Raw genomic sequence first — 15,338 nt, 5'->3', positions numbered from 1 at the left:
AGATATTAAATTCCCAGCTCCTTTTTTAGGAACTTGGCAGTATGGCTGTCTTTACAGGTACTTACCTGCTCCGGTGTGCCGGTGCAGAGGATAGTGCCGCCTCCTGAGCCGCCTTCCGGCCCCAGGTCTGTAATATAATCTGCCATTTTTATCACGTCGAGGTTATGTTCAATCACCAGTACTGTATTGCCCCGGTCTACCAGTTTGTTGAGCACATTCAGGAGTAGTTGTATATCCTGGAAATGGAGGCCGGTGGTAGGTTCGTCGAGGATATAGATTGTTTTTCCGGTATCTTTTTTGGATAATTCGGTGGCGAGTTTTACCCTTTGGGCTTCTCCTCCGGATAGGGTGAGGGCCGATTGTCCGAGAGTAATATAGCCAAGTCCTACGTCTTGCAAGGTTTTGATTTTCCGGTAGATCCAGGGTACTGGTTGGAAGAATTCCACGGCTTCATCTACGGTCATATCCAGTACATCGGAAATGGATTTGCCTTTATACCGGATTTCCAGTGTTTCGCGGTTATAACGGCGGCCATTACACTTTTCGCAGTGTACGTATACGTCTGGCAGGAAGTTCATTTCTATTACGCGCATGCCGCCGCCTTCACACACATCACAGCGGCCTGTTTTCACATTAAATGAAAAACGGCCGGCATTATATCCCCTGATCTTGGCTTCCGGTACGGAGGCGAACAGGGTCCTGATATCGGTAAAAAATCCGCAATAGGTGGCCGGGTTGCTGCGAGGTGTTCTGCCAATGGGCGACTGATCTATTTCAATCACCTTATCTATAAACTCCAGTCCCTTGATGCTTTTATAGGGCATAGGTACAGTTTTGGAGTCGTATGCGTGTTTAGACAGGATGGGATATAATGTTTCATTGATCAGGGTAGATTTACCACTGCCGGAAACGCCGGTAACACAAATGAAAGTGCCCAGGGGCAGTTTCAGGGTTACATTTTTCAGGTTGTTACCGGAGGCGCCTTTTAGTTCCAGGAAGTTGCCATTGCCTTTGCGGCGTTGGGCCGGCACATCTGGTACAGTTTTGCCACTTAGATAGCCAGCGGTAGGCGTTTTCAGTTTCAGGATCTCTTTAGGTGTTCCTTGGGCAATGATGTTGCCGCCATGTATGCCTGCGCCGGGGCCTATATCTACCAGGTGGTCTGCATGTAGCATGATGTCTTTGTCGTGTTCCACAACGATCACGGTGTTACCCATGTCTTTTAGGTTCCGGAGCGCGTCTATCAATTGCATATTATCGCGTTGATGGAGGCCGATGCTGGGTTCGTCCAGGATATAGGTGATCCCCATCAGTTGGGAACCTATTTGCGTGGCAAGGCGGATACGTTGAGATTCCCCCCCGCTGAGGGTCCGGGTGGGCCGGTTCAGGGTAAGGTAGTTAAGCCCAACGTTCAAGAGGAACTGCAGGCGTTCCCGGATTTCTTTTAAAATGTCTTTAGCAATAACATTTTGTTTTTTCTCCAGGCGGTCTTCAATGTTACCAAACCAGCTGAGTAGTTTATCCAGGTCCATATTTCCAAGCTCGGAAATATTTTTACCATCAACTTTAAAGAAAAGGCTTTCTTTTTTCAGGCGGGCGCCATTACATTCAGGACAGGTGCTTAGTTGCATAAAGCCTTCCGCCCAATTGCGCACATGATCAGAAGAGGTATCATTAAAATATCTCCTCACCATATTTACCACGCCTTCATACTCGGTAGCATATTCGGTAGGCGCACTTTTTTCTCCGTAGTCCATATCTACTTCCAGTTTACCGTTTTCATCGCCAAACAGCAATACGTTCAGCGCTTTTTGCGGGATATCGGCAATAGGAGCAGAGAGGGAGAATTTATATTTTTTAGCGAGTTGTTGTACCTGCTTATAAGTAAAGGTATCACGGGCTTCCCCCAGTGGTTTCAGGCCGCCGTCGGCGATAGATACACTATAATCAGGGATTACCTCGTCCATATTGATCTGGTAAATAGTGCCAAGGCCTTTACAGCGGGGGCAGGCGCCATAGGGAGAGTTAAAGGAGAAGGTATTTGGACTGGGCTCTTCGTAAGAAAGGCCGGTGTCTTCACACATCAGTTGTTTGCTGTATTGGCTCACCTTATTGGTTTCATGGTCCATTACAAACAGTAATCCTTTTCCCATGGTGAGCGCTTTTTGTACGCTCTGGCTAATGCGGGTGCGGGCATCTTCCTGTACCTGTATGCGATCTATTACCAGCTCGATATCGTGTATCTTATAACGGTCTACCTGCATCCTTTCTTTCAGGTCCTGTATTTCGCCATCTACCCTTACTTTCAGGTAGCCTTGCTTGCGTACTTGCTCAAACAGTTCCCGGTAGTGGCCTTTTCGTCCGCGTACGAGGGGTGCAAGGATAGCCAGTTTACGATTTTTATAGTGTTTGAACAGGTGTGCCAGGATTTCTTCTTCAGAAAAACGGGTCATGGGTTTGTTGGTATGATAGGAGTAGGCGGTACCGGCGCGTGCGTATAACAGGCGCAGGAAGTCGTATATCTCCGTGATGGTACCAACGGTAGACCGGGGATTTTTATTGGTAGTTTTTTGCTCTATAGAGATAACGGGCGAAAGACCGGTGATTTTATCCACCTGGGGCCTTTCCATATCTCCTATGAACTGCCGGGCATAGGCAGAAAAGCTCTCCATGTAGCGGCGTTGTCCTTCTGCGTATATCGTATCAAAAGCCAGGGATGATTTACCGCTGCCGCTGATACCGGTGATGACAACCAGCTTATTTTTGGGCAACTCCAGGTCCAGGTTCTTCAAATTATGCTCCCGTGCGCCAAAAATGGCTATCTTTTCCTCTACTGTGGCTTGCGCAACGGTGGTTTCGGGTACATTCTCTTTTTTCTTTGCCATAATATTAAACTACTAAGCTACTGCAAATTTAGCTATTCGTCTTTAGCTTTCCCTGATTAGCAATATGGGGATGTAGTAGGGGGCTTATTTACCGGGCTTTTTAGCAGAAAAAGGATAGATGGTGTTTATTTATAATAAAAACAGCGGAAATAGCTAGGCTATCTCCGCTGTACTTTTACCTGTAGCTGGTCGCTATAGGTTATTTATACTTTTTGAATACTACGATCGCATTGTGTCCGCCGAAGCCGAAAGTATTGCTCATCGCAATATTTACAGTACGGTGTTGTGCTTTACCCAGGGTAAGGTTCAGGTTAGTAGGAATACCTTCGCCCAGTTCAGCAGTATTGATGGTAGGCGGAATGATATCTTCCTGTGTAGCTTTAATACAGGCAATCGCTTCAATAGCGCCGGCTGCGCCCAGCAGGTGGCCGGTCATGGATTTGGTAGCGCTGATATTCAGTTTCTCAGCATGATCACCGAAAGCGGTTACAATGGCTTTTAGTTCACTTAGATCTCCTACCGGTGTGGAGGTGGTATGGGAGTTGATATAGTCCACGTCGGTAGTAGTGATGCCAGCATCTTCCAGCGCCTGTTCCATCCCCAGTCTGGCGCCCAGTCCTTCCGGATGGGTAGCCGTGAGGTGGTAGGCATCGCAGGTCATGGCGCCGCCAATCATTTCGCCATAGATTTTAGCGCCTCTGGCGATGGCATGTTCATATTCTTCCAGGATGATAGCGCCGGCGCCTTCACCCATCACAAATCCGTCGCGTTCTGCGTCGAATGGGCGGGAAGCATGTGTAGGATCTTCATTGCGGGTAGATAATGCTTTAAGGGCGTTGAAACCGGCAATACCTGCACGGGTAACCGGAGCTTCGGAGCCGCCGGCAACAATTACATTGGCCTTACCCAGGCGAATGTAATTGAACGCATCTACAAGTGCGCTGGTAGAAGAAGCGCAAGCAGAAACAGTACAGAAGTTAACGCCCATGAAACCGTATTTCATGGCTATCTGACCTGCTGCAATGTCGCATATCAGTTTCGGAATAAAGAACGGGTTGAATTTAGGAACAAAGTTAGCCGCAGCGAATTCCACGATCTGCTCTTCGAACGTCAGCATGCCGCCGTTGCCGGAAGCCCAGATAACGCCAATTTTGGTCTTGTCAATTCCTTCGTTGTTAAGACCAGCATCCAACACTGCTTCCTGGGCAGCTGCCATAGCGTACTGTGTGAAAGCATCCATTTTACGGGCTTCCTTCTTTTCCATATACTTTTCTACATCGAAATTTTTAACTTCACAGGCGAATTTGGTTTTGAATTCTGTGGTGTCAAATTTCGTAATGGGACCGGCGCCACTCACGCCCGCCTTCATATTGTTCCAAAATGTATTTACATCATTCCCGATAGGTGTTAATGCTCCCAATCCGGTAACCACAACCCTTTTCAGTGTAACAGTACGCATATTTTTTACTTTAATAAAAAAAGTTAGAGCGCAAATTTAGTTACTTATTGTTATGAATAAGCATATTCATTAAGATAATATAGCATAACTTGTAAGATTTTATGTTCCGCCCCGGTACAAACACGTTTTTCTACCTGCCCCAAGCGGTATCTGACAGTTCTCTTACTTTTTTAGATTATTTCCCCGGTTTTTTATTGGTGGGAAGATCAGGCGGCGGCTACAGCTTCGGGCATAGACAAAGTAGTGATCCGGCGGGTACGTTGTTTCAGAAAGGAAATTATTTCCGCATCTGTTTGGAAACGGCCCCCAATATTTACGAAATGTTTGGCCAGCAAGTCATAGCGTTTACCCATCAGATAGGCCCAAACATGTAAAAAGTGTATACTGTCGAAAACAATGGCGTCGTTGCTGATGTATTCGTCCAGCGTTTTACGGAAGTATATGGGATGCTCGGTCCAGTGCATGCTGGGTTTTAAGTGATGGCTGATATGATAGCCGTCGTTCCAGCATTTATGGTTATATTTTGTATTGATGCAGGTGATGCTGTTTTTATAGGAATTATCCGGTTCTTCCGGACAAATAAAGGCATGTTGCGCCCAGTTGCCCACCATCATAATAATACGGGAAATAATAAATGGTAATATAAATACGACGAAGGTGGCCGGGAAGTTAATAAAGGATAAACCTATGCAGGCCCCGATAAAAAGCATTTCTCCCCTGACCAGTTTTATCATCAGCTTATTCCTTTTTTTACGGATATGGTACCGGGCCGTATCATAAACGCCAAAAGTCACAAAATTCCAGAGGTAATGCAGGAACCCGCGGAAGGAGTCCCGTTGGTAAGCCATGGTGCTGCTATCATCTTCCGGCATATTGTTTTCGGGGTGGTGCATGCCTATATGGTGGGAATAGTAGGATTCCGGCGTTTGTCCGAAAAGCGGACCAATGGCCCAGGGCAAGTAATTATTCCATAATTGGTATTTTTTTTCGAAGAAGGTGCGGTGGCTGGTGCAGTGCAACATGAGACCGAATGGGCCTTTGAAGGTAACGTTGTTCAGGAACTGATATGCGATAGCAGCTCCCCACCATATCCAGGAATTGATACCCGGGATATACATCAGGATAGCCAGCGGCCAGAGTGTGCAGGTGATCTTGATTGTCAGGTATACAAATGGGAGATCCCGTTCGTCCTTTATCCATTTTTTAAAAAGGCGATCCAATACAGTTTCGTGCGAAGGTTTATTATAAACCGGATCTGTAAGTTGAGAAAGATGCTTCATAAAAATATGCGAATTAGCTACAGCCGGGGTGTTGTTGGCAATAGTAGGTTGTTGGCAAAGGAGCCGGTAAAGTTATATAACGTATGTCTGAAGGATATATTATTCCGGGCTAGTGATTGAAGATAGTCATTTTTTCTTGTATGGGATGGAATTACGGGTATTTTTGTAATTTCCATGTTCATGTGCAACTGCCCGGGGCCCGGATGCCATCGGAGTGTGTAAAAGAAGATGTCTCTTTAATTCCAGGAGCATGATGCCAAAACCAATCATTATACATGAAGAGATTAACCCTTAAAGATGTAGCAAAGTTGGCCGGGGTAGCCCCATCCACTGTTTCATTTGTATTGAATGGAAAGGGGAAGCAAATGAGGATACGCGACGAAGTGGCCAGCAGGATCATGCAGGTAGCCAAAAAATCGGGGTACGAGCCTCACCGCATGGCAGTAAATCTTCGCACGGGCCAGTCGAAAACGCTTGGATTGATCGTAGAAAGTATTTCCGGAAGTTTTTTTGCCAGCCTGGCAAAAACCATAGAAACAGAAGCTGAGAAGCGAGGCTATAATGTAGTATACTGCAGTACAGAGAATAATGCCCAGAAAGGGGGAGAGCTGATCCGGATGCTGGGCCGCCAGATGGTAGACGGATACCTGATCACGCCGGCGCCGGGTATGGAAAAGGAAATACAGCAATTGGTGCAGCAGCATAAACCGGTGGTGTTGATGGACAGTTATTTTCCCGGTATTAAAACCTCTTATGTGCTGGTGAATAATTTCGATGGGGTATATCAGGGAATGCAACAATTGATCAGCAAGGGTATTACCCGGATTGCCTTTGTAATGGTAGATGTAAAGCTGATACAGATAGAAGAGCGCCTGCGGGGCTATGTAACCGCCTTAAAAGACCACAAGATTCCTGTCAGGAAAAAATATATCCTGCAGTTGCAATACCACCGCCAGCGGGAAGAATCCTTGCAGGAACTGCAGGCATTTATAGCCTCTCATCCCGAACTGGACGCCATCTTTTTTTCTACCAACTACCTCGGGATACTGGGATTGGAGGCTATTGCCCGGATAGGACTGAAAATGCCGGAAGATCTTGCGGTAGTATGCTTCGATGATCATGATATATTCCGGTTATACCCTCCGGGTATATCTGTAATAGAACAGCCTGTTGAAAGTATTGCCAAAACGGCCATAGACCTGCTGATGCAGCAATTAGACAAAAACAGCGGCCCGATAAAGAAAAGTGGGGTGGAATTACCCGGTAAATTTATTCTGAGAGGATCTGTAAAGTGAGGCGCTCACTTGCAAAAAAAGCGTTAAATAATTCATATGATGGAAAAATAATCCTACTTTTAAGAATTAGCTTTTATATAACAGGGAAAGGATTCGATGAATCTTTTTTTTCTGTACCTGTGCTAAATCGATTTTGTTAAAATTTCAGGCTAACTTCACGCATCTTTGCGTGTTAAATTGCAAGGGCATCATTTTTAGTTGTTATAAAATCTTATCATGAAAAAAGTTGGACTGTTAGCAGCGGCATTATTATGCTTGCAAGGCGTCTATAGCCAGACAGTGAATACCGTTACGGAACCGGCAGATTGGGTAAATACGTTAATGGGTACAGACTCTAAAGTAAGTTTGTCGAATGGCAACACCTATCCCGCCATTGCCCTTCCCTGGGGAATGAATTTCTGGATGCCGCAAACCAATACCATGGGTAATGGTTGGGCATATCAATATACCGCTGATAAAATCAGGGGATTCAAACAAACACACCAACCTTCTCCCTGGATCAATGATTATGGTCAATTTGCTATAATGCCTGTTACCGGCACTGTTAAATTTGATCAGCATAAAAGAGCCAGCTGGTTTTCCCATAAAACAGAAGTTGCCCGTCCTTACTATTATAGCGTATACCTGGCCGACCCGGATGTAACCACCGAAATTACGCCTACTGAAAGAGCAGCACAATTACGATTCACCTATCCGGCTACCGACAGCGCTTTCCTGGTAATAGATGCCATGGATCATGGTTCCTATATTAAGATAATACCAGCAGAAAAGAAGATCATCGGATATACTACTAAAAATAGCGGTGGTGTACCTGCTAATTTTAAAAACTATTTCATTATTACTTTCGATAAGCCTTTCACCGTGGCAGATACCTGGCACGACTCCGTACTGGTAAAAGGCCAGCTGGAATTACAAGCCAATCATACTGGCGCGGTAGTAGGATTTAAAACAAAGAAAGGAGAAAAGGTGAGTATCAAAACCGCTTCTTCCTTTATCAGCTTTGAACAAGCCGAATTAAACCTGAAAAGAGAAATTGGCCAGGATGATTTTGACGCTACTTGCAAAAAGGCCAAAGAAGTATGGAATAAGGAGCTGGGCAGACTGGCGGTAGAAGGTGGCAGCAGTGAACAGGTAACTACCTTTTACTCTTCCCTGTACCGTGTATTGCTGTTCCCCCGCAAGTTCTATGAGATTAATGAAAAGAATGAAGTAGTACACTATAGCCCTTACAATGGCCAGGTATTACCAGGTTATATGTTTACCGACAACGGTTTCTGGGATACCTTCCGTGCTGTACATCCTTTCTTTACTTTAATGTATCCTACGCTCAGTTCACATATTATGGAAGGCCTGGCCAATGCTTACAAGGAAAGTGGCTGGTTGCCTGAGTGGGCTAGCCCAGGTCATCGCGACTGCATGGTGGGTTCCAATTCTGCTTCCCTGATTGCTGATGCCTACCTGAAAGGTATCCGTGGTTACGACATCAACACACTGTATGAAGCGATACTGAAAAATACCGAGAATGAAGGTCCAATGAGCTCTGTAGGCCGCCTGGGTGTAAAATATTACAATACCCTGGGATATGTACCTTACGATGTTAATATCAACGAAAATGCTGCCCGTACCCTGGAATATGCATACGACGATTTCACCATCTTCCAACTGGCAAAGGCATTGAACCGGCCTAAAAAAGAAATTGCGCTCTTTGAGAAACGTTCACAGAACTACCGCAATCTCTTTGATCCGGAAACAAAACTGATGCGCGGAAAAAACAAAGATGGTAAATTCCAGACCCCTTTCAATCCGTTTAAATGGGGAGATGCTTTTACAGAAGGCAACAGCTGGCACTATACCTGGTCTGTTTTCCACGATATCCAGGGCTTGTCTAACCTGATGGGTGGCCGGCAGCAGTTTGCGCAGATGCTAGACTCTGTGTTTAACATGCCTCCAATATTCGATGAAAGCTATTATCGCTCTGTCATCCATGAGATCCGTGAAATGCAGATCATGAACATGGGACAATATGCACATGGTAATCAGCCTATCCAGCATATGATCTATTTATACAATTATGCCGGCGAGCCTTGGAAAACCCAATATTGGGTACGCCAGGTGATGGGCCGTTTGTATAAAGGTACACCTGATGGCTATTGCGGAGATGAAGATAATGGTCAGACCAGCGCCTGGTACGTATTCTCAGCAATGGGCTTCTACCCAGTATGCCCTGGTACGCAACAATATGTATTGGGTACTCCCCTGTTTGCCAAATTAACCATGACCCTGGAAGATGGTAAGAAAATGGTGATCAATGCACCAGGCAACAGTGAGAAGAACCTGTACGTACAAAGTGCTGCCTTGAATGGACAGCCATATGGTAATAACTGGATCAGCCACCAGGACCTGCAGCAAGGCGGTACCCTGGAATTTAAAATGGGTGCAACTCCTGAAACATCAAGAGGTACAGCTCCTACTGCTTACCCCTATTCTTATAGCCACTAGCTATCTGCTGCCAGCCATTAGTCTTCCACGGCTAATGGCTGATTCAAAATCTTCAACCACCATGAGCAAACAACTACTTTTACCTATACTTTTTTGTGCCGCCGTAACGGTGCATGCACAGGAAAATGTTTTACAATATGTAAAACCCATTACCGGGACCCAAAAAATGGGACACACCTATCCCGGCGCCACGGTTCCTTTTGGAATGGTGCAATTGAGCCCCGATACTGATACCATCCCTTATGAAATGGATGGAAAATATAATCCGGACGTATATAAGTATTGCGCCGGTTACCAATATGAAGACAAAACCATTGTAGGGTTTAGCCATACACATTTTAGCGGTACTGGCCACTCCGATCTGGGTGATTTTCTGATTATGCCCACAGTGGGCAAGCTGCAGTTAAACCCCGGTACTGCAGACCATCCGGAAAATGGCTACCGTTCCGCTTATTCCCATAGCACCGAGGTGGCAGAGCCCGCCTATTATAAAGTACAACTGGAAGATGATAACATCCTCGCTGAGCTGACCGCTACCAACCGGGTAGGATTTCACCAGTATACTTTCCCCGCTACCGATCAGGCACATATTATCCTGGACATGATGTCCGGTATTTATAACTATGATAATAAAAATGTTTGGACGTTTATCCGGGTAGAGAATGATACCTTGATAACAGGTTTCCGGCAAACTAACGGTTGGGCACGTACGAGAATAGAATATTTCGCTATGGTGTTTTCCAAACCATTTGTACAATATGGGCATCAGAATTACACAAAAGATGTGTATAAAGGCTTTTGGAGAAAATTTGACCAGTCAAAGAATTTCCCTGAAATGGCTGGCAAACAGATCCGCGCTTACTTCGACTTTAAAACGGTTCCCGGCGAAAAAATAAAAATCAAGTTTGCTTTATCTCCCGTAAGTACCGAGGGTGCACTCAAAAACCTCCGTGCAGAAGTACCCGGATGGGATTTTGAACAGGTGAAGCGTGACGGACAAGCGTTGTGGACTAAAGAACTAAATAAGATACATATTGAGTCTGGCAATAAGGAAGAAAAAGAAAACTTCTATACCGCGATGTACCACGCCTTCATTAATCCTACTACTTACATGGATGTGGATGGCTCATACCGTGGGCTGGACATGAACATTCATCAAGCTAACGGATATACGAATTATACTACTTTCTCCTTGTGGGACACGTATCGTGCTCTGCATCCGTTGTTTAATGTAATACAGCCTAAACGCAATGGAGACATGGTGCAATCTATGCTGAACCACTATGAGCAAAGTGCGCAGCATATGCTGCCTATCTGGGCCCATTACGCCAATGAAAATTGGTGCATGACCGGTTACCACAGTGTGGCAGTGATAGCAGATGCCATCATGAAAGGCAATGTACCTTTTGATGCCGATAAAGCTCTTGACGCCTGTGTTACTACCGCTCGCCACCGTACCTATGATGGATTGGGATATTATATAGATAAAGGATATGTGCCGGAAGATAAAAACGGCGCTTCTGTTTCTAAAACCCTGGAATATGCATACGACGACTGGTGTATTGCACAGGTAGCGAAAAAGCTGGGTAAAACAGCGATCTACGATGAGTTCATCAAGCGTTCGCAGAACTACAGGAATGTATACGACAGTAATATCGGATTTATGCGTCCTAAGCTGGATGATGGCACATTCAAAGCCAGCTTTGATGCACTGCAAACGCATGACCAGGGCTTTATTGAAGGAAATGCCTGGAACTACAGCTTATATGTGCCGCATAATCCGGATGAAATGATTGCCCTGATGGGAGGTAAAAAGCAATTTACCGCACATCTGGACTCCTTGTTCACGATGGAACTGCCGGATAAATACTTTGCAGAAACAGAAGATATTACCCGTGATGGCATCATCGGCAATTATGTACATGGCAACGAACCTTCCCACCATGTAGCCTACCTGTATAACTGGACCGGTTATCCGTGGAAAACCCAGGAGCGGGTGCGCATGATTCTCAAGAAAATGTACCATCCCGGCCCTGATGGCTTAGGTGGTAATGACGATTGTGGCCAGATGAGTGCCTGGTATATTTTTACCACTTTAGGATTTTATCCGGTATGTCCTGGTTCCGACCAGTATTCCCTGGGCAGCCCGGCTGTTGATAAGGCTACCTTGCAGTTGGAAAACGGGAAAACATTTGTGGTGGATGTGAAAAATCAAAGTGATAAGAATGTGTATGTACAGAAAGTATTATTAAACGGTACTCCGTTGGATCGCCTGTATATTACACATGCAGATATTATGAATGGAGGAACGCTCACGTTCTTTATGGGCGCCAAACCCAAGAAGTAACGATCATTGATGTATGTGAAAGAAAGCCGTCTCCGGATAAAGGGGACGGCTTTCTTTATTGTATACGCCATTAAAAAGGATACCGGTTTCATTGTCAACCCATTAAAAAAGCGGCCGCCCGGTTACCGGGACGGCCGCTTTTACCATTTTACTTTCGTTATGAATTCAATGTAAACGATACAATACCCAGTTGTATTTTCTGACTGGCATCGGTAGGTTTGAAACGGAAGTATAAGTTGTGTTGCTTGCCGTCTGCTACCGGTGTGAAATTGATATTTACTTTAGTAGGTGTTTTAGCTGGAGCGCCTGGTCCGATGATAACTTCACCCAAAGGAGCGCCGTTTTCATTGTCGAGGAAGGCTTCCACTACATAGCCCTGCTGCTGTGGTTCTACCACGAGGTAGGTGAGCGCTATCGTTTTCACTTCTGTAAGATCCAGCTTATTGTAGCTTACCCAGCTGGTGTTGTTGCCAGGTATCAGGAACTTCATGTTGTCTGCTGTGAATACAGATACGCCATCTGCTTTACTATAATCGGTACCAGGCAATACAGGACTGACCAGTTCTGCAGTAGCGCTGCCGGTAATGGGCCTGATGCCGGGGCCACCCTTATCGGTATAGCTGGCCAGCATGTATAATACGCCATTATCTTTTGCTTCTTGTCCCATGGTGGGGTTAATACTGCTGCTAACAGGCAGGGAAGCCGCTTTAGGCGCATTACCACCAATAGAATAGATATATTCCACCAGTTGTTTGGCTTCGCCAAGGGAGAGGCCTGGATGGGCAGACATAGCTGTTTCGCCCCATACACCACCACCGCCATTGATGATTTTTTTAGCTAATTTTTCAGGTGCAGCAGGATCATCTTTGTATTTTTCGGTTACCTGTTTGAAAGATGGACCGATGGATTTTTCGTCTGCTTTATGACAGGTTTTACAATCGGATACTTCCATGATGTTTTTACCGGCAATAGCGCCCGTAATAATCTGGTGACCCTGTGGTGCAGCCGCTTTATCACGACCCTGGATATAATCTGCTTTTACAAAGATATTGTTGATATCCAGTTTGCCATCGGCAGAATTACCATCTTCCTTGTCGCTGATGTTAACAGTATAGCGTATCTGTTTGCCAGGGAAATAGAACATTTTATTGCCGGCAATATCAATGCTTACCTGCGGCGTTTCATTGCCTGCATAGAGTTCTATCGACTTGCTCTTGGTTTTGGCGCCTTTATCGTCTGCTACTTCTACAAATGCCTGGTATTCGCCAGGAGTGGTGTAGGTGTATTCTACAGTGGGTTCGGTAGTTTCTTTTTTGGTGCCATTGCCAAAGTTCCAGAGATAGGTGATTTTATCTCCATCAGGATCTACGGCGCCTTCTGCGCTTAGCTTCACTTTAAAAGGCAAGCCACCGGTAAGGCGGTCTACATGTATGTTCGCTTTAGGTGCGCGGTTGCCGCCATTGTAATCGATACGGGCCAGGCCGGCGTCTACATTTTTACTGAACCATCCGTTACCGTATTCCAGTACATACAGGCGGCCATCAGGTCCCATTTCCATATCGATGGGGGCATTCAGCTTGGTGCCAGGTATGAACTTTTCCATTTTGGAGAAGTTCCCGTTTTTATCCATGGTAACGGCCATGATCCAGCCGCGTATCCAGTCATAAATAAACAGTTTACCATTGTAGTAATCAGGGAAACGTGTTTCTTTCGGATAGAATTCGCTGTAATAAACAGGGCCAGCTTCTGCGTTACGGCCGCCGGTACCTACAATAGGAAACTCATCTGATTTACCATAAGGGTACCAGATAAAGGCTGGCGTAGCAGGAGGAAGCTCCCTCAAACCGGTATTGTTGCGGGAATCATTGATGGGTTTTAACGGATCGAAATAAGGGCCGCTTTCACCGGTTTCGTAATTATATTGGCGGTAAGGTTTATTGTTGGCAATAAACATTGGGTAGCCAAAATTGCCGGGTTGCCTGGCTTGGTTAATTTCGTCATATCCTCTTGGTCCGCGGGTAGAGTCGTCGTTGTTAGCGTCCGGGCCTACTTCTCCCCAGTATACATAGCCAGTTTTCTGGTCTACAGTCATCCTGTAAGGATTACGGGTTCCCATGGCATAAATTTCAGGGCGGGCGCCCTTAGTGCCTTTAGGGAACAGGTTACCTTCAGGAATGGTGTAAGAGCCATTTGCTGCTACTTTAATGCGCAGGATCTTACCACGCAGGTCGTTGGTGTTAGCAGAACCGCGGCGATCATCATATTGCAGGTGACCGGGGCGGTCGTCTGTTGGGCCGAAGCCTTTACTAACATATTTCTGTCCGGGTTCGTCGAATGGCGTGGTGTTGTCACCGGTAGAGATATACAACAGGCCTCCGGGTCCGAATGCGATAGAACCGCCGGTATGGCAGCAAATATCACGCTGGGAGTAGAATTGCAGGATCACTTTTTCGGAAGACATATCCAGCTTGTTGTTTTCAAATTTGAAACGGGACAAGCGGTTTACGGAGGTGTCTACCGGAGAATACATGGCGTAGATGTAGTGGTTGTTTTTGAAGTCGGGATCTGCGGCGAGGCCGAGGAAACCTTCTTCTGCGTTTACATGTGGTACATCGGTATGATGGTATACGTTCAGGAGGCCTACCTGCGACAGTTTTTTCTCGGCACTATTATATAGCATCAGTTCTCCGCGGCGTTGTGCCACCAGGATGTCGAGGTTAGGAAGTATAGTCATTTCCGTTGGCTCAAAGAATTCGCCGGATACCAGTACATTTTTGGTGAACCGGTCTTCTTCCGGTACACGCAGGGTAGTTGCCTGGCTATAGTCTAGCACCAGGTTTTTACCGATGGCATATTTAATACCTCCAGCCAGGTGTTTCAGGAACAGGCTGTCGGAATAAGATTCTTCTGTGTGGCCTAATCCTGTATAAAAAGCGCGGCCGCCATCATAGTTGTGGTACCAGCTGATAGGATGTTTATTGCCCATAGTACCACCTTCATAAGTTTTTTCGTCTAATTGCAGCAGCACAGTGGTGGTGGTGTCCACATTTCTGTAATTATACCACTCGTCGGTATGCTCCCATTTTTCGGGCAGTCCCTCAGTTGCGGAAAATGATTTTTCAACTACGTCAACTATAGCTTTATGTACTCCGGGAGGATGGTTCTGGAACCATGCGCCGGCGAGGTGGTTATACCAGCCCCATTCATATTCTGTATCGGCTGCTGCGTGTACGCCTACGTAACCGCCACCGGCCTGTATATATCTTTCGAAATCAGCTTCCTGATAGTTATTAAGCACATCGCCGGTAGTGTTCAGGAAGATCACAGCAGCGTATTGCTGCAGGGTGTCTTCGTTGAATTTAGCGGCATCAGTGGTGGTGTCTACATCGAATCCGTTTTCCTGACCTAATTGTTGCACGGCAGTGATGCCGGCAGGGATGGAACCGTGGTGGAATCCTGCGGTTTTGGTAAAAACCAGCACTTTAGGTTTCCCCGGGCGGGTTTTGCTACAGGCCACTATACCGATAAGGGCTAGCAGCATTACTATTCTGATGGTATGTTTCATTACTACGT

The 15,338-nt window shown here is 45.9% G+C and carries 7 protein-coding genes; 3 read left to right on the top strand and 4 right to left on the bottom strand.

The window, feature by feature from the left end; genetic code table 11:
- Positions 1 to 5 precede the first annotated feature (5 nt).
- From uvrA to ACDQ55_RS01385, 3 genes are all read right to left on the bottom strand, one after another.
- On the bottom strand, positions 6 to 2,885 hold the full coding sequence (uvrA, locus tag ACDQ55_RS01395) for an excinuclease ABC subunit UvrA (RefSeq protein WP_420979230.1): 2,880 nt from the start codon (positions 2,883 to 2,885) through the stop codon (positions 6 to 8).
- A 199-nt stretch (positions 2,886 to 3,084) separates the two neighbouring features.
- Entirely contained in the window at positions 3,085 to 4,344 is a 1,260-nt protein-coding gene (gene fabF / locus ACDQ55_RS01390) for a beta-ketoacyl-ACP synthase II (RefSeq protein ID WP_420979228.1), read from the bottom strand.
- 206 nt (positions 4,345 to 4,550) lie between these two features.
- Positions 4,551 to 5,624 (bottom strand): fatty acid desaturase, encoded by a 1,074-nt coding sequence (locus ACDQ55_RS01385; protein WP_420979227.1) that lies wholly within the window; start codon positions 5,622 to 5,624, stop codon positions 4,551 to 4,553.
- A 275-nt stretch (positions 5,625 to 5,899) separates the two neighbouring features.
- On the opposite strand from ACDQ55_RS01385, the gene ACDQ55_RS01380 reads away from it, so the two are divergent.
- The 3 genes from ACDQ55_RS01380 to ACDQ55_RS01370 all read left to right on the top strand — a co-directional run bounded on the left by ACDQ55_RS01380 (position 5,900) and on the right by ACDQ55_RS01370 (position 11,765).
- Complete coding sequence (locus tag ACDQ55_RS01380; RefSeq protein ID WP_420979225.1) at positions 5,900 to 6,919, top strand: LacI family DNA-binding transcriptional regulator; 1,020 nt, start codon at positions 5,900 to 5,902, stop codon at positions 6,917 to 6,919.
- Positions 6,920 to 7,135: 216 nt separating this feature from the next.
- The gene (locus ACDQ55_RS01375; protein ID WP_420979224.1) at positions 7,136 to 9,418 is read left to right on the top strand and encodes a GH92 family glycosyl hydrolase; all 2,283 of its coding nucleotides are present in this window, start codon (positions 7,136 to 7,138) and stop codon (positions 9,416 to 9,418) included.
- Between the two features lie 61 nt (positions 9,419 to 9,479).
- Positions 9,480 to 11,765: a GH92 family glycosyl hydrolase gene (locus ACDQ55_RS01370; RefSeq protein ID WP_420979223.1), complete on the top strand. Its 2,286-nt coding sequence runs from the start codon at positions 9,480 to 9,482 to the stop codon at positions 11,763 to 11,765.
- A gap of 157 nt (positions 11,766 to 11,922) precedes the next feature.
- Here ACDQ55_RS01370 and ACDQ55_RS01365 read toward each other — a convergent pair whose 3' ends face one another.
- Positions 11,923 to 15,330 (bottom strand): ThuA domain-containing protein, encoded by a 3,408-nt coding sequence (locus ACDQ55_RS01365; RefSeq protein ID WP_420979222.1) that lies wholly within the window; start codon positions 15,328 to 15,330, stop codon positions 11,923 to 11,925.
- Positions 15,331 to 15,338 lie beyond the last annotated feature (8 nt).

The sequence above is a fragment of the Chitinophaga sp. 30R24 genome, assembly GCF_049056765.1.
GTDB lineage: Bacteria > Bacteroidota > Bacteroidia > Chitinophagales > Chitinophagaceae > Chitinophaga.
This window is presented reverse-complemented; position numbering and strand designations above follow the sequence as displayed.

Excerpts from the sequence above, each read along its gene's own strand:
- uvrA (WP_420979230.1), bottom strand. The coding sequence starts at position 2,885 with ATGGCAAAGAAAAAAGAGAATGTACCCGAAACCACCGTTGCGCAAGCC.
- ACDQ55_RS01380 (WP_420979225.1), top strand. The coding sequence starts at position 5,900 with ATGAAGAGATTAACCCTTAAAGATGTAGCAAAGTTGGCCGGGGTAGCC.
- fabF (WP_420979228.1), bottom strand. The coding sequence starts at position 4,344 with ATGCGTACTGTTACACTGAAAAGGGTTGTGGTTACCGGATTGGGAGCA.
- ACDQ55_RS01370 (WP_420979223.1), top strand. The coding sequence starts at position 9,480 with ATGAGCAAACAACTACTTTTACCTATACTTTTTTGTGCCGCCGTAACG.
- ACDQ55_RS01375 (WP_420979224.1), top strand. The coding sequence starts at position 7,136 with ATGAAAAAAGTTGGACTGTTAGCAGCGGCATTATTATGCTTGCAAGGC.
- ACDQ55_RS01365 (WP_420979222.1), bottom strand. The coding sequence starts at position 15,330 with ATGAAACATACCATCAGAATAGTAATGCTGCTAGCCCTTATCGGTATA.
- ACDQ55_RS01385 (WP_420979227.1), bottom strand. The coding sequence starts at position 5,624 with ATGAAGCATCTTTCTCAACTTACAGATCCGGTTTATAATAAACCTTCG.